This window comes from Oxalicibacterium flavum, assembly GCF_014635065.1.
Classification (GTDB): Bacteria; Pseudomonadota; Gammaproteobacteria; order Burkholderiales; family Burkholderiaceae_D; genus Oxalicibacterium; species Oxalicibacterium flavum.
Genome location: NZ_BMCG01000002.1, coordinates 124618 through 147070 on the forward strand (window position 1 = coordinate 124618; position 22453 = coordinate 147070).

General features: G+C 64.7%; 14 protein-coding genes. 6 read left to right on the forward strand and 8 right to left on the reverse strand.

What is annotated here, in order from left to right; genetic code table 11:
• Positions 1-6 precede the first annotated feature (6 nt).
• On the reverse strand, positions 7-933 hold the full coding sequence (locus IEV38_RS04135; RefSeq protein WP_229728640.1) for an ABC transporter ATP-binding protein: 927 nt from the start codon (positions 931-933) through the stop codon (positions 7-9).
• A 228-nt stretch (positions 934-1161) separates the two neighbouring features.
• On the opposite strand from IEV38_RS04135, the gene hemN reads away from it, so the two are divergent.
• From hemN to IEV38_RS04155, 4 genes are all read left to right on the forward strand, one after another.
• A complete protein-coding gene (hemN, locus tag IEV38_RS04140; RefSeq protein ID WP_188394919.1) occupies positions 1162-2601 on the forward strand; it encodes an oxygen-independent coproporphyrinogen III oxidase in 1440 nt (479 codons plus the stop codon).
• A 416-nt stretch (positions 2602-3017) separates the two neighbouring features.
• The gene (gene bcsB, locus IEV38_RS04145) at positions 3018-5174 is read left to right on the forward strand and encodes a cellulose biosynthesis cyclic di-GMP-binding regulatory protein BcsB (RefSeq protein ID WP_188394920.1); all 2157 of its coding nucleotides are present in this window, start codon (positions 3018-3020) and stop codon (positions 5172-5174) included.
• An 11-nt stretch (positions 5175-5185) separates the two neighbouring features.
• The gene (gene bcsZ, locus IEV38_RS04150; protein ID WP_229728644.1) at positions 5186-6370 is read left to right on the forward strand and encodes a cellulose synthase complex periplasmic endoglucanase BcsZ; all 1185 of its coding nucleotides are present in this window, start codon (positions 5186-5188) and stop codon (positions 6368-6370) included.
• Positions 6367-10392 carry a cellulose synthase subunit BcsC-related outer membrane protein gene (locus tag IEV38_RS04155; RefSeq protein WP_188394921.1) on the forward strand — a complete coding sequence of 1342 codons (4026 nt, stop codon included), beginning with the start codon at positions 6367-6369 and terminating at the stop codon, positions 10390-10392. Before bcsZ ends, IEV38_RS04155 begins: the two co-directional genes overlap by 4 nt.
• 60 nt (positions 10393-10452) lie before the next feature.
• Here the strand turns inward: IEV38_RS04155 and bcsG are convergent, their stop codons facing one another.
• The 4 genes from bcsG to fnr all read right to left on the reverse strand — a co-directional run bounded on the left by bcsG (position 10453) and on the right by fnr (position 16503).
• Positions 10453-12018, reverse strand: a complete 1566-nt coding sequence (gene bcsG, locus IEV38_RS04160; RefSeq protein ID WP_188394922.1) for a cellulose biosynthesis protein BcsG — start codon at positions 12016-12018, stop codon at positions 10453-10455.
• A 24-nt stretch (positions 12019-12042) separates the two neighbouring features.
• Positions 12043-14679 (reverse strand): UDP-forming cellulose synthase catalytic subunit, encoded by a 2637-nt coding sequence (gene bcsA / locus IEV38_RS04165; RefSeq protein ID WP_229728652.1) that lies wholly within the window; start codon positions 14677-14679, stop codon positions 12043-12045.
• A 134-nt stretch (positions 14680-14813) separates the two neighbouring features.
• Positions 14814-15584, reverse strand: a complete 771-nt coding sequence (locus IEV38_RS04170; protein WP_188394923.1) for a YoaK family protein — start codon at positions 15582-15584, stop codon at positions 14814-14816.
• A gap of 154 nt (positions 15585-15738) precedes the next feature.
• Positions 15739-16503, reverse strand: coding sequence for a fumarate/nitrate reduction transcriptional regulator Fnr (gene fnr, locus IEV38_RS04175; protein ID WP_188394924.1), 765 nt, complete (start codon positions 16501-16503; stop codon positions 15739-15741).
• A gap of 302 nt (positions 16504-16805) precedes the next feature.
• On the opposite strand from fnr, the gene IEV38_RS04180 reads away from it, so the two are divergent.
• Positions 16806-19163, forward strand: a complete 2358-nt coding sequence (locus IEV38_RS04180; RefSeq protein ID WP_229728863.1) for a penicillin-binding protein 1A — start codon at positions 16806-16808, stop codon at positions 19161-19163.
• 58 nt (positions 19164-19221) lie between these two features.
• Here IEV38_RS04180 and IEV38_RS04185 read toward each other — a convergent pair whose 3' ends face one another.
• Entirely contained in the window at positions 19222-20784 is a 1563-nt protein-coding gene (locus IEV38_RS04185) for a bifunctional diguanylate cyclase/phosphodiesterase (protein ID WP_188394926.1), read from the reverse strand.
• Between the two features lie 210 nt (positions 20785-20994).
• Between IEV38_RS04185 and IEV38_RS04190 the strand changes: the two genes are divergently transcribed.
• A complete protein-coding gene (locus IEV38_RS04190; RefSeq protein ID WP_188394927.1) occupies positions 20995-21321 on the forward strand; it encodes a hypothetical protein in 327 nt (108 codons plus the stop codon).
• A gap of 12 nt (positions 21322-21333) precedes the next feature.
• Here the strand turns inward: IEV38_RS04190 and def are convergent, their stop codons facing one another.
• On the reverse strand, positions 21334-21858 hold the full coding sequence (gene def, locus IEV38_RS04195) for a peptide deformylase (RefSeq protein WP_188394928.1): 525 nt from the start codon (positions 21856-21858) through the stop codon (positions 21334-21336).
• Positions 21859-21919: 61 nt separating this feature from the next.
• On the reverse strand, positions 21920-22375 hold the full coding sequence (gene cadR / locus IEV38_RS04200) for a Cd(II)/Pb(II)-responsive transcriptional regulator (RefSeq protein ID WP_308633541.1): 456 nt from the start codon (positions 22373-22375) through the stop codon (positions 21920-21922).
• Positions 22376-22453: the final 78 nt, after the last annotated feature.

A 22453-nucleotide genomic window follows, 5' to 3' on the forward strand; every position in this document is an offset into this window, starting at 1 on the left:
GCGCTTTCAGGAGTCGGCGTGGACCAGGTTGACGAAGATTTCCTCGAGCGAACTCTGGCTCGACTGCAGGTCGGTGAAATCGATCCCGTATTCGCCCAGGCGGCGCAGCAGGTCGGCAATCCCGGTCTGCTCGGCCTGCGCGTCGAAGGTATAGACGAGCTCGCTGCCGTCGGCCGACAGTTCGAGCTGCGGCGAGGCGAGCGCGGCCGGAATCGCCGCCAGCGGTTGCCGCAGCTGCAGGCGCAGCTGCTTCTTGCCGAGCTTGGCCATCAGCGCATGCTTTTCCTCGACCAGGATGATCTCGCCCTTGCGGATCACGCCAATGCGGTCGGCCATTTCCTCGGCTTCCTCGATGTAGTGCGTGGTCAGGATGATGGTCACGCCGCTTTCGCGCAGGCCGCGCACCATTTCCCACATGTCGCGCCGCAGTTCGACATCGACGCCGGCGGTCGGCTCGTCGAGAAACAGGATCTGCGGCTCGTGCGACAGCGCCTTGGCGATCATCACGCGCCGCTTCATGCCGCCGGACAGCGCGAAGATCTTGCTGTCCTTCTTGTCCCACAGCGACAGCGCGCGCAGCACTTTTTCCACGTGCGCGTGATCCTTCGGCTTGCCGAAGATGCCGCGGCTGAAGTTGACGGTGGCCCAGACGGTCTCGAAGGCGTCGGTTGACAGCTCCTGCGGCACCAGCCCGATCTTGGCGCGCGCGGCGCGGTAGTCGGCGATGATGTCGTGGCCGTCGGCCAGCACAGTGCCGCTGCTCGGATTGACGATGCCGCAGATGATGTTGATCAGCGTGCTCTTGCCGGCGCCGTTGGGGCCGAGCAGGGCGAAGATTTCGCCGCGCCGGATATCGAGATCGATGTCCTTGAGCGCCCGATAGCCGGACGCATACTGCTTGGTCAGTTGCCGGACCGAGATGATGGATTGCAAGCGAACTCCGGAAATGATTCTGCAATCGGGCATTGTAGCGCCGCCGACGCGCCCGTGCATTTGGGGCTTCATGACGCATGGCATGCGGTCGTTGCCTGATATGCATCGGTGAGGCGAGACAGGTCGAGTCGCGCGTTTTTGATGTAAATCAATCGTCCCGCACATGTGCAACCTACACTGCATGCATGGCGCGGCATTCCGGCGGCGCCGCATGGCGGAGCAGGTGGTATGACAGTTTTCAAGGCGGCAACGGCGGACGGAACGGGCATCGAATTCGACACGGCGCTGATACGGCGTCTGGACCGGCCGGGCCCGCGCTACACCTCCTATCCGACGGCCGATCGTTTCGATCCGGGGTTTTCGTCGCGCGATTATCTGCAGGCGGTCAACGGCGCGGCGGTGCGCGGCAATGTACCGCCGCTGTCGCTCTACATCCATATTCCATTCTGCGAATCGATCTGCTACTACTGCGGCTGCAACAAGATCGTCACGCGCGACCGCAGCAAAGCGGCCACCTATCTCAGTTATCTCAAGCGCGAAATCGACATGCACAGCCGGCTGCTGGCCGATGTCAACCGCGTCGAACAGCTGCATTTCGGCGGCGGTACGCCCACCTATCTGAGCGACGAGCAGATGGGCGACCTGATGGCGCATCTGCATCGTCGTTTTCGCTTTGCGCCGGATGCGGAAGGCGAATACTCGATCGAAGTCGATCCGCGCACGGTCACGCGCGAACGTGTGCTGAACTTGCGGCGACAGGGATTCAATCGCATCAGTCTCGGCGTACAGGATTTCGACCCGCAGGTGCAGAAGGCGGTCAACCGCATCCAGCCCGAGGAGGAAACGCGCGCCATCATCGCCGCCGCGCGCGAGGCACGGTTCCGTTCCGTGAGCGTCGATCTGATCTACGGCCTGCCCAAGCAGAACCTGGCGACCATGCAGACCACGCTGGACAAGGTGATCTCAGCCGACCCCGATCGTATTGCGATCTACAACTACGCCCATCTGCCGCATCTGTTCAAGCCGCAGCGACGGATCGACGAGGCCGATCTGCCGATTGGCGATGTCAAGCTGGCGATGCTGGCGCTGTGCATCCAGCGGCTGACGGCAGCCGGCTATGTTTACATCGGCATGGATCATTTCGCCAAGCCGAGCGACGATCTGGCAATCGCGCAGCGGCAGGGCCGGCTGCACCGCAACTTCCAGGGCTATTCGACGCATGCGGAAGCCGATCTGATCGCCTGCGGTGTATCGGCCATCGGCGCGGTGGGCGCGATCTATACGCAGAATGCCAAGACCCTCGACGATTACTACGAAAGACTGGATCGCAACGAGCTGCCGATCGTGCGCGGCCTGCAGCTTGGCATGGACGATCTGCTGCGGCGCATCGTGATCCAGATGCTGATGTGCCACTTCGAGTTGTCGATCGCCGCGATCGAGCTGGCTTATCCGGTGACGTTCGCCGAGTATTTCGCGACCGAACTCGATGCGCTGCGCGAACTCGAGCAGAACGGCTTGCTGGTGATGGACGACGAATGGATCACCGTCACGCCCAAGGGCAGATTGCTCATCAGGAACATCTGCATGGTGTTTGATCGCTACCTTCGTACATCGGCCAAGACCGACGAGGCAGCGGCGCCACTGCGGCGCTATTCACGCGTGATCTGAATTTCCATACGCACGCAGATTCTTCTTTCGGTTCCCTGAGGCAACGAAGCGCGCAGGACTTCTTGCGCGTGGGCACGTATTTTTGCGCATGCAAAATCCACACGGTGCGTAAATATTTCGGTCAGGGAATTTTGTCATGAAAAATATGTCTGAATCATGACTTTGCGTGAAAGAGATGCCGCTACAATCTGGCGTCGCGTCATTGCCTTTCATGTGCGCGTAGTGCCTGTAGGCGTGTGGAAACATGGTCTTCCATCATCTGCAGAGCGCCGACCTCGTTCAACCTTTCCTCGTTGCCGATGCCGACATTTACGTCTCGTCTTTCCTTTCTTCTGTTCTTCATCGCACTGTCGTATTGCATCGCCATTGACGTGGCGGCCCAGCAGCCGCCTGAAGAAAGAGATGCACTGCAGAGCATGACTCCTTCGGCCAATGCGCCCGTGCGCAAGGCCAGCGTGACGCTGCAGAGTCTGGGACTGGGGCGGCCGATGGAACTGCGTGGTGTGGAGGGCGCGGGAGAGATCGGATTCTCCGTGCGGCTCGACGAGATCGTCACGCGCGCGCGGCTCAACCTGAATTACACACTGTCGCCGGCACTGCTGCCGGGACTGTCGCACATCAAGGTCTTCCTCAACGACGAAGTCGTGCAGATCATTCCGGTCACGCGCGAGAACGTGCTGGCGCCACAGCGCATTGCGCTCGATCTCGATCCGCGCTACATGACCGATTACAACCGCCTGCGCTTTCAGCTCATCGGTCATTACACGATGGAGTGCGAAGCGGCGTTCCACTCGAGCCTGTGGGCCAACATCAGCAATCAGAGTTCGCTCGACATCGACTACCAGTCGCTGCCGCTGCGTGACGATCTTGCCACCTTTCCGGTCCCGTTTTTCGACCCGCGCGACAACAGCCAGTTGAACCTACCTTTCGTGTTCGGCGCACAGCCGGACCTGGCGACGCTGCGTGCGGCCGGCGTGCTGGCCTCGTGGTTCGGCGCGCAGGCCGATTATCGTGGCGCGCGCTTCCCGACCTTCTTGAACAGTCTGCCGACCAAGCACGCGATCGTGTTCCTGACCAATGCCGAGCGGCCGGTATTCCTGGCCGACCTGCCCAAGGTGGATGCGCCGACCATTTCCGTGATTCCGCATCCGAACCGGCCGGGCCAGAAGCTGTTGCTGGTACTCGGGCGCGATGCGGCCGATCTGCAGAAGGCGGCCGACGCGCTGGCCTTCGGCCAGTCGGGCATGACGGGCGACACGATCACGGTCACCGATCTCAAGTATCCGAAGCGCCGCGCTGCCTATGACGCGCCGCGCTGGTTGCCGGTCGGCCGGCCGGTGCGCTTTGGCGAACTGGTCGCCAACCCGTTCGAGTTGCAGAACCGTGGCATCTCGCTGGGCGGCATCAGCGTCAACGCGCGCATGCCGGCCGACCTGTTCGGCTGGGATACCAAAGGCGTGCTGATCAACCTCAAGTACCGGCACACGCCGGTGACCGAAGGGCAGAACGCGCGCCTCAACGTCGAGATCAACGACGAGTACGTGGATTCCTTCGAACTCGGCACCGGACGCCGGGCCGACAGCAGCAGCCGTCTGCAGTTGCCGGTGCTGCGCGACGACCTGACCGTTTCGCGCACCGACATCAACATCCCGGCGTTCCGCATCGGCAGCGACAACCGGCTGTTCTTCAAGTTCGAGATGCCGCCGGCCGAAACCGGCCGCTGCGGCTCGGGCAACATCAGCGAAAGCCGCGCCGAGATCGATCCCGATTCGACCATCGACCTTTCGCGCTTCGACCATTACGCGGCGATGCCCAACCTGGCCTTCTTCGCCAACAGCGGTTTTCCGTTCACCAAGTTCGCCGATCTGGCCGAAACCACGGTGGTGATCCCGGATCAGCAGAACGCGAGCGAGCTGTCCACCATGTTCGGCGTGCTGGGCCGCTTCGGCGCATCGACCGGTGCGCCGGCCACGTATTTCAAGCTAGCCGCGATGCGCGACATCGACAAGACCGGCAACACCGACGTGCTGATGATCGCCGGCAGCGGCAAGGCCGAGGCGCTCGACAAATGGGGCAAGGCGATGCCGGCGCTGATCGATGCCGCCCAGCGCAGCTTCAAGCCGCTCGGCGGCGTGCTGGATCAGGTCTATGACTGGCTGGGCTTCAACCGCAAGCCGCCTGAAATCCACGGCGCGGCATCGACGCTGCGCGGCGACGGTCCGCTGGCGGCCATCCTCGGTTTCGAGTCGCCGCTGTCGAACGGCCGCAGCGTGGTGGCATTGACCGCTACCAGCGCCGATTTGCTGTCGGGCGCGCTCAATGCGATCGAGGATCCGGGCAAGGCGCGCAACGTGCGCGGCGATCTGGCGCTGATCAGCGGCGCCGAGGTGCAGAGTTTCCGTACCAGCGACGATCCGTACTACGTCGGCCGCCTGCCGTGGTGGCGCTGGATCTGGTTCTACTTCACCAGCCATCCGATCCTGGTGGCGCTGATCGGCATCGTGGTCGCCATTCTGGTGTCGCTGCTGGCATTCCGCGCATTGCGACAACTGGCTGCGCGCCGTCTGAAGTGAAGGGCAGCGGATTGAAGCGTCCCGACCTGTCGCGACGCAGCGCCTTGCTTGCGCTGGCCGGCATGCCGCTGCTTGCGCTGGGTGCGCCGCAGCGTGTATTGCAGCATGTACCGCAGACACTGGTCACGCCGGCTGTTTGCGGCGGCGGCTGGCCCGCGTGGGAGAGTTTCAAGCGGCGGCTGCTGAGCAAGGATGGACGCGTCATCGATCCCAGCCTCGACACGCAGGGGACGACCTCGGAAGGACAATCCTATGCACTGTTCTTCGCGCTGGTTGCCAACGACCGCGCCGCGTTTGCGCGCATCCTCGAATGGACCGAGAACAATCTGGCCGACGGCGACCTGACCGCACGACTGCCGGCCTGGCTGTGGGGCAGGAAGCCGGACGGCGGCTGGGGCGTGATCGACGGCAATTCGGCTTCCGATTCCGACCTGTGGATCGCCTACGCGCTGGGCGAGGCCGGCCGGCTCTGGCGCCAGCGTCGTTACATTGCAATGTCCGCCTTGCTGGCGAACCGCATCCTGGAAGCCGAAACCGCCGACCTGCCGGGGCTGGGGCCGACGCTGCTGCCGGGACCGCAGGGCTTTGTGCCCATGCCGGGATTGTGGCGCCTCAATCCGAGCTACCTGCCGCTGCAGCTCATGCAATGGTTCAGCGACAACAACAGCGACCCGCGCTGGGAGCAACTGCTGCACAGCGCGCGCCGCGTGATTTACGAATCATCGCCGCAAGGCTACGTGCCCGACTGGATTCTGTATGCGGCCGACAAGGGCTTCCTGCCCGACGGCGGCGGCACGGAAAAAGGCGAGGGCGCCTATAACGCGATTCGCGTCTATCTGTGGGCAGGCATGCTGGCCGAGGACGGCGCGGACCGCGCGGCGCTGCTGACGCATCTGGCGCCGATGCGCGCCTACATCGAACGCGAAGGCGTGCCGCCCGAATCCATCGACATCGCCACCGGCGTTGCGGCGCGCGCCGGTTCTTCCGGCTTTTCGGCGGCGATGCTGCCATTCCTTGCGGCTTCGGGCGCCGAGCGCGCGGTACGCGAACAGCTGCAACGCGTGCAGGCACAGCCGATCGCTGCCGATGCCTATTACGATCAGGTGCTCGGCCTGTTCGGGCAGGGCTGGATGGAACGTCGCTATCGTTTCGATGCCGGCGGCCGTTTGCTGCCGGCCTGGAGGGAATGCCGATGAAGGCGTCTTCTCTGATGCTGGCTCTGATGTTGCCGCTGCTGGTACCGATCGCGCTGCCGCCGGCGCTGGCCAACGCGCCTGTCTCGCAGGAAGAGAACCTGCGCAACCTGCTGCAGGCGGCGCGCCTGTGGGATGGCAAGGACCGCCCCGACATCGCGCGCGACTTCCTGCAGAAGGCGCTGCTGATCCGGCCCGATTATGCCGATGCCATCCTCATGCTCGGCATGGTCGAACTGCGCACCGGGCGCAACAACGTCGCGCTGCAGCTGCTGCAGCGGCTCGAGCGCGTCGCGCCGGGCAGCCGGCAACTGGCCGAGCTGCGCACCAGCTATCGCGTGGCGACCTACGACAAGGAAAAGCTCGCGCGCATGCGCCTGCTGGCGCGCGCCGGCCAGATCGAGGAGGCCGAAAAACTGCTGCGCCAGCTCTATCCGAACGGGCCGCCGCGCGGCGAGGCGGCGCTCGAGTACTACAGCATCATCGGCAGCGCGCCGCGCAACGCGGCACAGGCACGTGCCGCGCTGGCCAGGCTCTATCACGAGACCGGCGACGTGCGCTACCGGCTCGGCGAACTGAACATCCTCGCCGACGATTACGACACGCGCCACGCCGCCATCCGCGGCTACGAGGAACTGGCGGAGTCGCGCAGCGTCAACACGCGCCGGCTGCAGGAGTCGTGGCGCCACAATCTCTACCGCCTGCCCAACGATGCAGCGACGGTGGACGCAATCCGGCGCTATCTGAAGACCTTCCCGGACGATCAGTCCATGGTCACGCAGATCGCCGCGGTGGAGAAGAACGCGGCGCAGGAGGCGAGCGTGGAAGCCGGCGGCGGTTCGGAAATCGTGCTCGACAGGCAGGCCGCCGATCCCTACATCGTGGCGCGCGCGCAGGCGCTGGATGCGCTCAACCACGGCCGCTTTGATGCCGCCGAGCGCCAGCTGCAGCAGTTGCTGCGCGCGCGTCCTAACGACGACGAAGTGCTGGGCGGGCTGGGCCTGCTGAACCTGCGGCGCGGCCGCCACGCCGAGGCCGAGGACTATTTCGTGCGCGCCGCGCGCGCGGCCGGCGGCAGCAGCCGCTGGAACAGCCTGGCGGGCACCGCACGCTTCTGGCAATACCTGGCCGAGGCCGACGCCTATCTCGAAGCCGAACGCCTGCTCGAGGCCGAGGCCATGGTGCGCAATGCGCTGGCGCTGCAGCCGGGCAGTCCCGACGGTCTGGCGCTGCTAGGCAACGTGCGGCTGGCGGCCGGCGATCCGGCCGATGCCGAACGGCTGTTCCGCGACGCGTTGCGGCGCGAGGGCGACAACGGCCGCGCAATGCGCGGTCTCGTCAGCGTGCTGTCGCGCACCGAACGGCGCGAGGAAGCGTACGCCTTGCTGGCCGATTTCGCGCGCCGCCATCCGAAGGAAGACATGAAGTACGCCGGCGTGCATGCCGACCTGCTGCGCGAGGAGGCCGATGCCGAACTCGCCGCCGGCCGCCCCGGCAGCGCGATCCAGGCGCTGGAGGCGGCCGTCGTGCTGCAGCCGGACAATGCCTGGCACCGCTTCACGCTGGCGCGGCTGTATGCCTCGCTCGACCTGCCGCAGCTGGCGCGGCAGGTGATGGACGATGGTGTGGCGCGCCTGCCGGCCGACCCGGAAATGCGCTATGCGCGCGCGCTCAACTTCATCAGCCTCGGCGAGAATGCGCGCGCGCTGGACGACCTGTCGCGCATCTCCGAGCGCGACCGCAGCGAAGGCATGCGCAGCGCCGAAGTGCGCGCGGCGCTGAACCTGGCGATCGAATCGGCGCGCCAACGGCTGGCCGCCGGCGACGCGGACCAGGCACGCCGCATCATGGGTGACGCCGAATACATCGCCACCCGTGCCGACAGCATGTCCGCCACGCGTCAGGTGGTGGAGGCATGGTTCTCGCTGGACCAGCCCGAGCGCGGCCTGTCGCTGATGCGTGCGCGGCTGGAACCGGACAGTGCGGTTGACGACCAGCTGTATTTCGCCTCGCTGCTGAACCGCGCGCAGCGCGACGCCGAACTGGCGGCCTGGCTGCCGGCACTGACCGACGCCGTGGCGCAGCAACCGCCGGGCGATCTGCTGGCTGGCAATGCGGTGCGCCTGCATGAAATCCGCAGCGCGCTGCAGGACCGCGACCTGGTGCGCCTGGTGGACAGTGGCAGGCTGGAAGAGGCGCGTCGCATGGTGGCGGCGCGTGCCGCCGGCGAGCAGGGCGATCCGTCGCGGCGCACGCTGGCGCGGCAGTGGCTGATCGTGCGCAAGCCGGAGCAGGCGATCCCGCTGTTGCAGGGATTGGTGCGGCGCCAAAGCTCCGATGCCGAAAGCCGCAGCGCGCTGGCAGTTGCCTATCACGAGGCCGGCGACCATGCGGCGGCGCGCCGCGAAACCGCCGAACTGCTCACGATGACGCGCGCCGACGATCTCTCGTCACGCATCGAGATCGCGCGCCTCATGATCCGCATCGAGGATTACAGCGGCGCGCAGCAGATGCTGGCGGCGCTGTCGGCACAGGCGCAGAACAATCCGGACATCCTGTTCCTGCAGGGACGCGCCGCGCGCGGCCTCGGCGATTACCGCCAGGCGATGCAGTATCTGAAGCGCAGCGAGGCGATGTCCTCGACCGCGCACCTGACGACGCAGGTCGCGCCGGAAGTGGCGCGCGACCTGCTGCCGCCGCAGGCGCCGCGGCAGACCGAGGCCGTGTCGTCGGGCCAGGAGCGGCCATGGAATCGTCTGTTGACGCCGATGGCGGGCGCGGCGGTGCCGGCGGCCGGCGACAGCCTGCCGGTGCTGACCGCGAGCGGCAATCCGGAACGCGACCGTGCGCGCGAGGAGATCGCCGCCATCGAGGAACGGCGACAGCCGCGCATCGAGGCTGGTTTCGATTTCCTGTCGAAGTCCTCGTCCGATGGAACGTCCACCTTCCATGGCCGCGAGGTGCCGCTGGTGGCGTGGGTGCCGGTCGGCTACGATGGCCATGCCTTCGTCCATGCCGACCGCGTTGAGCTCGATGCCGGCAACCTGCCGGCGGCGCGTTACGACGCCTCGCTGTTCGGCACCGTGCAGCTCGGTGGCACGGACCTGCCGGGCGACGTGCCGCAGCGCGTATCCGGCACGTCGGTCGGCGTCGGCTACGAGAAGGACCGTTTGCGCTACGACATTGGCGTGATCGGCTTCGGCTTTCCTGTGACGAATGTGGTCGGCGGCGTGCAGAAGGAATGGCGCGTGGGCGACATCGACTACGCGCTGGGCTTCGCGCGGCGGCCGCAGGTGTCGAGCCTGCTGTCGTATGCGGGTGCGGTCGATCCGCTGAGCGGCCGTACCTGGGGCGGCGTGACCGACAACGCTGTGACGGCGCGCGCGTCCACCAAGGTCAACGACAATTATCTGTTCGCGAGCGCCGCCTACGGTCTGCTGCGCGGGCGCAATACCAGGGACAACGACCGGCTGGCGCTGCGCGCGGGCGTCGATCGCGACCTGTACCGGACCGACAGGCTGATCGTCAATGCCGGCCTGACCCTGAGCCATCTGCAGTACGGCAACAACCAGGGCTTCTATACCTACGGCCACGGCGGCTATTACAGCCCGCAGCGCAGCACGGGACTGTCGATTCCGTTGCAGATCAATGGCCGCACCGAACGGCTGTCGTACATGCTGCGCGCCAGCGTCTCGTATTCGGATACGCGCGAGGATGATGCCGATCTCTATCCGAACGATCCGGCGCTGCAGGCGCAGGCGGTGGCGGCCGGCAGCCCGTATCCGGCCTATTACGACAGCGCCCGGCATCCGGGCAGCAAGGGTGGCGGCATGGGGCATGCGCTGCGCGCGGTGGCCGAGTATCGCCTGACGCCGCACTGGACGCTCGGTGGCCGCATCGACATCGACCGTTCCGCCTACTACACGCCGAACGCGGCGCTGGTCTATCTGCGTTATCACTTCAAGCCGCAGACCGGTCCGGTCTCGCTGTGGCCGACCACGGTCACGCCATACTCGCGCTACTGATATCGGCGGTCCGTGTCCGGTTTGCGGCCGGGCACGATTCGGTCGTGGTTCAGCCCTGGTTCAGTCGTTGTACCTGATCCAGGTACCTTCGGCCGAGCGCATGAAGTAGTCGTTCTCGCCCTGCATCACGATGATCTTTTCGTTCTCGCTGACGAAGCGCGTGGCGGGCAGGGTCTTGGCCATGTCGGCCAGCTGCAGGCGGTCGAGCGTCGATGCTTCCTGACCCAGGATGGACGACAGCAGCGTGAACAGCGCGGTGTAGCTGGTCGGATGGTCAACGAACACCGGCGGCGAGGGCTGGCCTTCGTTCTTCATGCCGATCACCTTGACCGCGGCCGGCACCAGCGTCACCCGCGGGTTCGGAATCTCGCGCAGGCCGGCGATCTGCACCTTGTCGCCGCGCAGCGCCGCGCCATGCTCGGGCACCATGATCACCACCACCGGCCGTCCGGCGTCCTCGAGCTGCGTGATGAAGCGGTCGAAATCCTGCAGCATCTTGTCCAGGCGCGGCTTGTAGGTCTGCAGGCTGCCGCGGCCCTTCATGCCTTCGACCACGTTGCCGTCGTGCAGCGAGATGGTGTTGTAGTAGAGCGCGACCGGCTTGGTCGATCCGGTCGGCGTGTTGAGGCGATGCGCGTTCCACCACCTGGACAGCACGGAGAGATCGCCATAGATCGGGCGGCCGTCAAAGCTGCGCATCGCCACTTCGCCCTCGGTGGCGATTTCCGGATGCTGGCCCAGTCCGCTGTAGGTTTCGAGATCGCTGGCGAAATGACCGAACACGCCGTCATGGTTGAGCAGGGCGTGGGCATCGTAGCCGGCCGCCGTGAAGTTCTTGAACAGCGAACATTCGTCGGTGACGGCGCTGTACAGGCTCGCGTGCGCAGTCTGGCCGCAATTGCCGCGCAACACGCGCAGCGCGGCGGGGCCGCTGTAGCTGGCGGCCGAGTTGAAATGGCGGAAGATCACGTCGAAGCGCTTGAGGATTTCCGGATTGCCTTCGCCGACGAAGTCAAGGTCGTCCCACGACAGTGAGCAGACGTGCAGCAGCACCACGTCGAACGGCAGGCGACCGCTCTGGGTGGCGGGGAAGCTGATCGGCACGCGCGCGCGTTCCTCGGTATAGAAGGCGTCGAGCAGCGCCGCCGGGTCCTGTGCGTTGAGCGGGGCCTGGCCGGCGCGTGCGGTCATGACGGCCTGGCGGTCGTCCACGGGCTGGCGGAAATGCGTGACCACCGGCACCATGAAGATCACCAGGAAGGCGAAGCTCGTGAAGCGGATGCGCGAAGCCAGCAGGCGATAGACGAGCAGCATGGCGGCGACGATTGCCAGGTCGCGCCAGTTGACGAAGCGCCCGATCAGCTCCATCAGGTAGCCGGGGCTGAAGCCGGCGAGATCCTTGGCGGCGGCCAGCGCGCGTTCTATCGGGGGCAGGTTGGATTCGCTGTAGAGCAGGGCAATGGCGACCGGAATCGCGATGCATTGCTGCGCGATGCGCCAGCGGCGGTCGCGGAAGCGCAGGCTGACGAAGATCGCCAGCAGCAGGTTGGACAGCCAGCCGAAGCGGATGACCTCGGCCAGGAACAGTCCGAACTTGGCAAAGAAATACAGGCTCCAGTAGTGCATTGCGTCCTTTCGGCAATGTCGATGTTAGCGGCTGGCCTTGCGCGCGAAGCGCGCGCGCATGCCGGCCTTGCGTCGGGTCCAGCCGTCGGCCAGCATGTGCAGCAGCTTGCGATAGCCTGCCACGCCCAGCGTGAAGATTTCGTGCAGACCCTGCATCGGGCGGTCGACGTCCTGGTCGTCCTTCCAGCCGCGCCAGGCTTCGGGGCGCGCGAAGGTGCACTGCACGAGGTCGGCCTGCGCCTGCACGTCGAGCGGCGCGAACTGCAGGCCGACGGTGCCGGTGTTGCGCACCACCACGCGCGCCGGGAAGCGGTGTTCGCGCAGGCCGTTCCACAGCGAGACCTGTACCTCCATGCCGAGCGCCAGCGCATGCTGGTCGGAGATTTCCAGTCCCAGACCGTTCATCGAATAATCCTGCGTGAAGCACGGCACCGTCGTGCTGTCCGGCAGGTGCAGCGCCGCCGGCAGGCGCGAGGCGACGCGATGCGCGCTGCGCACCTGGCGTGTTTCAGTCGCCACGCCGACCGCCACACCCAGCATCAGGAAGTTGTAGAGCGTCCAGACCATGTTGAGCAGGACGGTGCCGGCCTCGTGCGAATTGAAATAGAACAGCCGCAGCAGTCCGGCTGCCAGTCCGGCGAAGTTGAGCACGATCAGCAGCAGATAGGGGCGCGAGATATGCCAGTCGAAATAGGTCTTTTCGATCAGGCCACCCTTGCTGGTGACGTTGAAGCTGCCGGCCGAGGGCTTGAACATGGCGATCGTGGTCGGCAGCGCGATGTACCACGCCAGCACCGTCTCATAGACCTCGGCCCAGAACGAATGGCGGTACTGGCCCTGGATGTGGGCGTTGGCCAGATTGGACATGACGATGTGCGGCAGCACGTAGAGCGCGATCATGCCGGCCGCCGCGTTGATCACGTGCAGCTCGAAGAACAGGTAGGCCAGTGGCGCAGTCAGGAAGATCAGGCGCGGGATGCCGTAAAAGAAGTGCAGCATTGCGTTGCCGTAGCAGATGCGCTGGAAGAAGCTCAGGCCCTTGCCGAGGAAGGGATTGTCGATGCGGAAGATCTGCGCCATGCCGCGCGCCCAGCGGATGCGCTGGCCGATGTGGCTGGAAAGACTCTCGGTCGCGAGTCCGGCCGCCAGCGGCGTGTTGATGTAGGCCGTGGTGTAGCCGAGCCGGTGCAGCTTGAGCGCGGTATGCGCGTCCTCGGTCACGGTCTCGACCGCGATGCCGCCGATCTGTTCGAGCGGCTTGCGCTTGATGATGGCGCAGGAGCCGCAGAAATAGGTGGCGTTCCAGAGGTCGTTGGTGTCCTGGATCAGGCCGTAGAACAGCGCGCCTTCGTTCGGCACGCGGCGGAAAGTGGACAGGTTGCGCTCGAACGGATCGGGCGAGAAGAAATGGTGCGGCGTCTGCAGCATCGCGCACTGGCTGTCGCGCTGGAACCAGCCCATGCATTCGTGCAGGAAGCTGCTGGTCGGCAGGTGATCGCAGTCGAAGATGGCGACGTATTCGCCCGAGGTCACCGCCAGCGCATGATTAAGATTGCCGGCCTTGGCGTGGCGGTTGTCGGGACGTGTCAGGTAGCCGATGCCGGCTTCTGCGGCGAATGCGCGGAAGGCATCGCGGCGGCCGTCGTCGAGCAGGTGGATGCGCAGCTTGTCGGCCGGCCAGTCCATGCTGCGCGCCGCCAGCACGGTCGGCCTGACCACGCTCAATGGCTCGTTGTAGGTCGGGATATAGACATCGACGGTCGGGTAGTCGCTGCGTTCGCCGGCCAGCCGCGTGACCGGACGCTTCAGCGGCCACGCGGTCTGGATGTAGCCGAACAGCAGGATGATCCAGGTGTAAGCCTCGGCCAGCAGGAGCAGCGCGGCGAAGAAGGTTTCCCAGCCGGTCTCGAGGTCCAGCGTCGAGGTCAGGCGCCACCACGCGTAGCGCGCCGAAGCCATCAGCGACAGCGCGATCAAGATCAGCTTGGACATGTTGCCCATCACGCGCCGCACGATCAGCGCGGCCAGCCACATCGCGAGCAGGAACACGAGCTGCGCCTGCAGCGAGAACGGCGTGGTGCAGACGATGGCGAACATGGCCAGCGCCAGTGCCAGCGTGGCCCAGCGCACCGCAGGCAGCGCGAGCAGGTCGCTGGAGGCGAGCCGGTCCAGCCTTCTTTCGAGCTGCAGGAAATCCAGGTCAGGCAGTCGCGCCGAGAGGAAGTCGGTGGCGCGCTGGGTAAAGGCGATGAGCTGGCCGAACAGCGTCAGCACCAGGCGGATCAGCAGGTCGAGCGAGCGGAAGGTGGTATGGACCGCGAAGCGGGCCGGCCGGAAATTCGAGGCGTGCGCAGCGCGCTGCGCCGGCGGCACGAAAAACAGGGCCGACAGCCAGGCCTGCCAGCCGGCACCGGCGGCAATCCCGAAATGCGCGGCGAGCCGGTGCGGCAGCTCGGCAATCTCGTCGGTGGCGATCGTGACAGCTTCGCTCGGGGACGGCCGCAGGAACGCACCGCGCAGCCACGAGCGCAGGCGAGCCGGATGGGCGACCTGCATGCGTGTCGCGAGTCGGGCGACGGCGCGCTGCCAGAGCGGCGGTGTGTGGTCCGACGCCGGTGGCGTCGTGTCTGCGTGCTGATCGGTCGGAATGAATGATTCCACAGGGAAAATTCACTGAGGGTGCGCAGGCCCGCAAAGCAGGCAATCGCCGGAATCCGGTCATCGTTCGCCGTGGCGACGGAAAAAGCCGGGTCTTCGTTGTTCTTTCTCTCAGAGTGGAAACGGTGGCGGCAGGTTCAATCGGCGGCCGACCTTCTTTTGCGCAGGATGGCGAGCGCATCGTCGCCGAGCGGAATGCAGGCCAGCAGCACCAGCAGCGCCGAGAACGGCAGCACGGTGGAAAAGCCGAAGGTCTTGAAGCCGACCGCGCCGATCAGGCAGCCCGAGAAGAACATGCCGAGGATCAGCAGGTGGGTGATCAGCTTTTCGCGGTTGGCGTGCACGTGGCCGTCGCTGTCGGGACGGTGGGTGTGGTTCCAGTAGATCATCTTGCCGAGTTCGATGCCGAGGTCGGTGATGACGCCGGTGACATGCGTGGTGCGGATTTCGGCCTGCGACAGCTTGGTCACCAGCGCGTTCTGCAGTCCCATGATGAAGCACAGCAGCAGCACCGTGGCCGGCAGCGTGATGGCGATGAAGGATTGCAGGTTGGCGCCGAGCAGGCCGAACAGGAGCAGCAGCAGGGCTTCGATCATCAGCGGCAGCGCGTATTCCGAGAACAGGCGCCGGTGCCGCGCCCAGTTGACCATGACCGAGGTGGAGGCCGCGCCGCCGAGGAAGGAAAGGATGGAAGAGACGCCACCAATGACCAGCAGCGTATTGCCGAGCACGAGGTTGTCGGCGATCGCCGAGACGAAACCCGTCATGTGGGAGGTGTACTGCTTGACGGCAAGAAAACCGCCGGCGTTGACCGCGCCGGCGACCAGCGCCAGCATGGCGCCGAGCTGGCGATTGGCACGGCGGGTGCGTTGGTTTCCGGACAGATGACGCAGGTAATTCAGAGGCATTCGACATCCAGGGTGCGAATGAGGCAATCGGTCGTTGCGCTCGCATTGCAGTACGTCAACCATAGCACAAGCATGTCGCGCCTAACGCGGCAAGGCTGGACCCACCCGTTTCGCACGGCAAAAAACAACAGCCGTGTGACCCTCGATCACTTGCTCAGGGACAGACTTCGGTGCCGGCCGCCATGGCCTTCAGGGTCGGCATGTCGAGCAGTTCGATCTCGCGGTTGTTGACCTTCAGCAAGCCTTCCTTCTTGAAGCGCGACAGCAGGCGGCTGATGCTTTCGATGGTCAGGCCCAGGTAGTTGCCGATGTCCTCGCGCGACATGCGCAGCTGGAAGTTGGTCGAGGAATAACCGCGCGTGGTGTAGCGCGACGCCAGGTTGACGAGGAAGGCGGCGAAGCGCTGTTCGGCGCGCATGTTGCCGAGCAGCAGCATCACGCTCTGCTCGCGCGTGATTTCCTGGCTCATCATGCGATGGAAGTGGCGCAGCAGGGTCGGCATGGTGCCGAACAGTTCTTCCAGCCGGTGGAAGGGGATCTCGCAGACTTCGCTGTCTTCCAGCGCGATGGCGTCGCAGTGGTGGCGGTCGGTGCTGATCGCATCCATGCCCAGCAGTTCGCCCGTCATCTGGAAGCCCGTGATCTGCTGCTCGCCGCCGGCGTTGACCTGGCAGGTCTTGAAATGGCCGAGCCGCACCGCGTACAGATTGGTGAACGGATCGTTCATACGGTACAGGTGGGTGTCGCGCGGCACCTTGCGGCGGCGGCCGATGATCTGGTCGAGGCGGTCCATGTCGTTTTCTTCCAGACCCATCGGCAGGCACAACTGGTGCATGCTGCAGGTCGCGCATCGCGCGCGCAGCGCCTGTACTTCGACGGTGTCGGCGGAGGGCGCGGAGCGGGACAGGGCTTTATTCATGAGTTCAGGAATGAATGCGATTGAAAACAGTCAATGAAAGGACGTTTCGCCTGACAGGGTGCTGCCATTGTAAGGGCAGTAGGAGGATGGTGCCAGTCGCACGACCGGCAGAGCAGGAAATCCCGCGCGGACCACACCTTCCGACGACTTGACAGGAAAGCAAGAAATAAATGGTTTCAACCTCGTTGGGCAATGCCTGATAAAGTTGCGGCGCAGATTTTTGGATTTTCAGGGGTTTTGCCTTGCGTTTTTTTTCGACCATCTCTTCCGCCATCGTTGCATGGTCGGAACGTCCGACCGACATCAAGCTTCGCCAGGCGGCCATCGCCGCCGCCATCGGATTCGCCTCGCTGCTGCTCCTGCTGGCAATCTGGGTGTTCGCCTTCATCCTGCCCAACTTGCCGTCCATCGATGCGCTGACCGATTACCGGCCGAAGATTCCGCTGCGCGTCTATACCGCCGACAACGTGCTGATCGGCGAATACGGTGAGGAACGGCGCGACTTCGTGCCGATCGCGCAGGTGCCGGACAGCCTCAAGAACGCCATCATCGCGATCGAGGACAACAACTTCTACGAACACGGCGGCGTCGATTTCCTCGGCATCGTGCGGGCCGGGCTCGCCAATCTGGTGCGCAGCAAGTCGCAGGGGGCCTCGACTATCACCATGCAGGTGGCGCGCACCTTCCTGTTGACGCGGAAGAAAACCTACAGCCGCAAGCTGCAGGAAGTGCTGCTGGCCATGCGTATCGAACGCAACCTGAGCAAGGACCAGATTCTCGAGCTCTACATGAACCAGATCTATCTGGGGCAGCGCGCCTACGGCTTCGGCAGCGCGGCGCGCATCTATTACGGCAAGCCGATCGGACAGCTGACGATCGCCGAATCGGCGATGCTGGCCGGCCTGCCCAAGGCACCGGCCAGCGCCAATCCGGTGGTCAACCCCAAGCGCGCCACCGAACGCCAGCAATACATCCTCAAGCGCATGCACGAGCTCGGCTTCATCACCCAGGCCGAATACGACCAGGCGCGCGCCGAGGAACCGAGCGTGCACAAGGATGGCGGACAGTACCGCACGCACGCAGAGTACGCGGCCGAATCGGTGCGCCGCTTCATGTATGCGCAATATGGCGACGACATCTACACCAGCGGCTTCACCGTCTATACGACGCTGGTCAAGGCCGACCAGGACGCCGCCTATGCGGCGGTGCGGCGCGGCGTGCTCGATTACGACCGCCGCCACGGCTATCGCGGACCGGAAGGCCACGTCGAACTGCCAGCCGATGCAGAAGACCGCCAGGATGCGATCGAGGATGCGCTGGTCAAGCATCCGGACAGCGACGACCTGAAGGCGGCGGTGGTGCTGGAAGCATCGCCCAAGCGCGTGCAGGCGGTGCTGCTGTCGGGCGAAACGGTGGAAGTCGCGGGCGAAGGCCTGCGCTTTGCGGCGTCCGGCCTCGCGGCCAAGGCGGCCGAAGCGAAGAAGATCAAGCCGGGTTCCATCGTGCGCGTCGTCAAGCTCAAGGACAAATGGTCGCTCGTGCAGCTGCCGGAAGTGGCGGCCGCCTTCGTCGCGCTCAACGGCAGCGACGGCTCGATCCGCGCCATGGTCGGCGGCTTCGACTTTGCGCTGAACCAGTTCGACCACGTCACGCAGGCGTGGCGCCAGCCGGGGTCGACCATCAAGCCCTTCATCTATTCGGCTGCGCTGGAAAAGGGCTTCTCGCCGAGCACGCTGATCAATGACGCGCAATTGTCGGACGACGGCGGCCTGCAGCAGGACGGCAAGATCTGGAATCCGGGTAACGACAACGGCCAGTACGACGGCCCGATCACCATGCGCAACGGCCTGAAGCGCTCCAAGAACCTGGTTTCGATCCGCATCCTGCGCAAGATCACGCCGCCTTACGCGATCGACCATCTCGCGCATTTCGGCTTCGATCCGGCGCGTCAGCCATCCAACCTGACGCTGACGCTGGGCACAGGTTCGGTCACGCCGCTGCAGATGGCGGGTGCCTATGCGGTGTTCGCCAACGGCGGCTTCAAGCTGCCGCCGTACCTGATCCAGAAGGTGGTGGACGGGCAGGGCAAGGTAGTGCTGGAAGCCGATCATCCGCAGGCCGGCGATGAAGTCGCGCGCGCGATCTCGCCGCGCAATGCCTTCGTCACCGATTCGATGATGCGCGACGTGGTGCGTTCGGGCACCGGCTATCTGGCCGGCCAGCGCCTGGGTCGCGGCGATCTCGCCGGCAAGACCGGTACCACCAACGATTCCATGGATGGCTGGTTTGCCGGCTACGGGCGCGACATCGTCGGCGTCGCCTGGATGGGCTACGACAAGCCGCGCTCGCTCGGCGGGCGCGAGTTCGGCAGCACGCTGGCACTGCCGATCTGGACCGACTACATGCGCGTGGCGCTGCGTGGCAAGCAGGAATTCTCGCCGGTGGTGCCGACTGGTCTGGTGCGCGTGGACGACGACTGGATGTACACCGAGTATGTTGACGGCGATGCGGTCAAGTCGCTCGATATCGACGAGGAAAAGAGTTTCTGGGAGCGTTTCTTCACGCCTTCCGACCAGCCGGTGCCGGTTCCCGGCGAGCCAGTACCCGGCAGTCCGGAAGAGCAGGAGAGAAAACGGCTGGAAGAGCTGTATCGCGGCTAGCAGTCGCGATGAAGCAAGTGAAAAAGGCGGAAATCCCGCCTTTTTCTTTGTCCGTCGTTCAGTTCGAGTTGTGTGCGGTCGCGACGCGGCGGCGACCGGTTTCCTTGGCGCGATACATGGCGACGTCGGCGCGTTGCAGCAGGATTTCCGCCGTGACCCCCGATTCCGGATAGCTGGCCACGCCGATGCTGGCGGAAATATGCAGTACCAGGTCGTCGATTTCGTAGGGCAGCGACAGGCTGTCGACCAGCTTGCCGGCAACGATCGCGCTGTCGTGCATGGTGGCACCGACCATGATGATGGCAAATTCGTCCCCGCCCAGGCGCGATACCATGTCCGAATGGCGGCTGCCGGCCTTCAGCCGGGAGGCGACGTTGCACAGCAGCTTGTCGCCGACCTCGTGCCCGTGCCGGTCGTTGATGGCCTTGAAGCCGTCGAGGTCGATGTAGAGGATGGAAAGGACCGAGCGATTGCGTTCGCACAGCGACAGGTGCTGGTTCAGCATTTCGTCGAACAGCGCGCGATTGGCAAGGCCGGTCAGGATGTCGTGATTCGCCCGATGCTGGGCGTGATGCAGCATCTCGGAGACCCGCACCAGCGAGGCGCCAACCTCGTCTGCCTCGCGCAGGTTCAACGGCGGCACCGTCACGATCTCGCCGGAACCGAGCGCCAGCGCCGGCCCGGTCAGGCCGTGAATGGATTCGGCGATGCGACCGCCGATCAGCCATGCCGCGCCGAGGCTGCTGCTCAGCAGGGCAATGGTGGCCAGCACCAGCCACATCATGGTGATGCGCAGTTCCTTGTTGATCAGCTCGGTCGGAATGCCGATCGCAAGCGACCAGTCGGAGACATTGGAATGGCTGACCGCCGTATGTACCTTGGTGCCGTCATAAGTGGTCGAAATGAACAGCGGTTCGCCGGCCTGCATGTGCTGCAGCAGCGAGGGCGATCCCTTGCGGCCGACGAAACGCTGCATTTCCGCGCTGCGCGCGATGATGGTGCCCGAGCTGTCGAACACCGCAGCGACCCAGTCCGAAGGCAGGCGCTGCTGCTGTAGCAGCTTCTCGAAGCGTTCCGGATAGATGGCAGCGTGCAGCGTATGGCGTGTGGCTTCGGTTGCCGGCACCGGCACGCCGATCGTCAGCAGGTGGCGATGCGTGATCGGACTGACGAACAGGTTGGAAACGAAGGGCTTGCCGCTTTCGCGAATGGTGCCGAAACCGACCGCCGCCGAATAGTCGGGCAATGCCTCGCGAAAAGGACGGCGTGTATTGAGTATCTGGCGGCCATGAATATCGAGCAGGGCGATATGGGTATTCTCGCCGCTGTTCTGTATCTTCAGGACGGTTTGTGCCTGCGCATAGAAGCTGCGAAAATTGCCGGCCTGCAGTTGCGACGAAGTCGCCAGCGCCACCAGCGACGATTCGATGCTGGCGATGTCGCGGTCGACCACCGACATCATGGTGCGCGCCGTCGTCAGCAGATTGAAGAGCAGGTGTTCGCGGGCGCGCTGGTATTCGTGCGCGATCAATACCACCGCCATCAGCGAAGCCGGCACCACGCACGCCAGGACCAGCATGACGAGCTTGGAGCGGATGGTGGGGGCGCGCTTTGCCTTCATTTTCCGTGCAGGGAATGATGGGGAGGAGATTGACCAGCGGCGATTCTAGCGCAGGCGGCTCGCCGGATTGTTGCAAAGCGGAAAACCAAATGTAGATGATTGTTAAATGTTGCTTTTAACGTTTTTAACGCTAGCGGATATCGACCGGGCGGCGCGGATACGGCGTTTGCGCGCGATTCGCACCAAACACACTAATGATGAGCAGGAAAGATGAAGACCTGGATTGAGATACACGGCTGTTTCCCCGCACTGCGCACGCTCGACGCGCGGCAGTTTTCCGAAGCCATCGCGCAGCGCCTGATCGACATTCGCAACCCGGCGACCGGATTGCAGGTTGATCTGTTCGGCAAGGTCGGTCAGGTGGAAATCAACGAGGAACAGGGCAGGGTGCGCGCCGAACTCGATATCGACGATGCCTTCTTCAGCCGCCACGGCCTGACGCGCGAACAGATCGATCCATTGCTGGCGGCGCGCGTCTCCAAGCTGCGCCATCCGGCTACCGGCGCCATGCATCCGGTATCGGCCAGGCTTTCCTGAAAAGCCTGATAGTCAGCGTGTGCGCCGGCCCGGTGCGCGCGCTTTTGCGTGGCCGCTCGCGCGTTCCTTCTCGAGCCGCGCGCGTTGCGCGGTCGGCAGGTGGTCGGTAAAGACGATGCCCTGCAGATGATCCATCTCGTGCTGGATGCACATCGCTTCCAGGCCGTCGGCGCGTACCTCGAACAGTTCGCCGCGTTCATCGACAGCCTGCACCTGCACCCATTCCGCGCGCCGCACGCGCACCGACACGCCGGGCACCGACAGGCAGCCTTCCTCGTGGCTGGCGCTGCCGCCTGAGCGCACGATCTCGGGATTGATCAATACCAGCAATTGATTTTGTTGATCGGAAACGTCAACCACGATCACGCGCTGGTGCACGTCGATCTGCGTGGCGGCGAGGCCGATGCCCTGCGCGGCGTACATGGTCTGCGCCATGTCGGCAATCAGCGTGCGGATGCCGTCGTCGATGACGGCGACCGGCGCCGCCACCTTGTGCAGGCGCGGATCGGGATAGCGGAGAATCTTGCGGCGCGTCATGGCAGGGCGATGCGTTCAAAAGTCGGCAAGCATACCGTGTTCACGGCGCTGGCGGCATGTTTCAATGGCAGCCGCCCGCGTGCGTGCCGAGGTTGCGCGGTTCCGCGGCCTCTGCATTCTCGAGTTCGTGCAGGATGCCGCAGGCATCCGTGCTCTGCACGGCCTGGCAGCGGCTGCGCAACTCCTGCAGCTGCGCCTGCAATCCCTGCAGTTCCGCAATCCGGTGCGCGACGTGTTCGATGTGATGATCGAGCACCTTGTTGACGCCGCCGCAATCGGCCTCGGGCCGGTCGCGCAGGGCAAGCAGGGTGCGGATCTCGTCGAGCGTCATGTCGAGCGAGCGGCAGTGGCGGATGAACTGCAGGCGCTTGACGTGCAGCTCGCCGTACAGCCGGTAGTTGGCGGCCGAACGTGCCGGCGGCGGCAACAGATCCTGCTGCTCGTAATAGCGGATGGTTTCCACGGTGGAGCCGGTCTGGGCCGCCAGCTCGCCGATCTTCAAGGCCTGGGACGTCATGAGATGCCTTTCGACAATATTTCCAAAAAAGATGCTTGACCCTAAAGTGGCTACAGGGTCTTTAATTGCAAGGGTATA

Bases quoted from the DNA above. Each gene is read 5' to 3' on its own strand.
- hemN (WP_188394919.1), top strand. From the start codon at position 1,162: ATGACAGTTTTCAAGGCGGCAACGGCGGACGGAACGGGCATCGAATTC.
- bcsB (WP_188394920.1), top strand. From the start codon at position 3,018: ATGACTCCTTCGGCCAATGCGCCCGTGCGCAAGGCCAGCGTGACGCTG.
- IEV38_RS04155 (WP_188394921.1), top strand. From the start codon at position 6,367: ATGAAGGCGTCTTCTCTGATGCTGGCTCTGATGTTGCCGCTGCTGGTA.
- bcsG (WP_188394922.1), bottom strand. From the start codon at position 12,018: ATGCACTACTGGAGCCTGTATTTCTTTGCCAAGTTCGGACTGTTCCTG.
- IEV38_RS04170 (WP_188394923.1), bottom strand. From the start codon at position 15,584: ATGCCTCTGAATTACCTGCGTCATCTGTCCGGAAACCAACGCACCCGC.
- fnr (WP_188394924.1), bottom strand. From the start codon at position 16,503: ATGAATAAAGCCCTGTCCCGCTCCGCGCCCTCCGCCGACACCGTCGAA.
- IEV38_RS04185 (WP_188394926.1), bottom strand. From the start codon at position 20,784: ATGAAGGCAAAGCGCGCCCCCACCATCCGCTCCAAGCTCGTCATGCTG.
- IEV38_RS04190 (WP_188394927.1), top strand. From the start codon at position 20,995: ATGAAGACCTGGATTGAGATACACGGCTGTTTCCCCGCACTGCGCACG.
- def (WP_188394928.1), bottom strand. From the start codon at position 21,858: ATGACGCGCCGCAAGATTCTCCGCTATCCCGATCCGCGCCTGCACAAG.
- cadR (WP_308633541.1), bottom strand. From the start codon at position 22,375: ATGACGTCCCAGGCCTTGAAGATCGGCGAGCTGGCGGCCCAGACCGGC.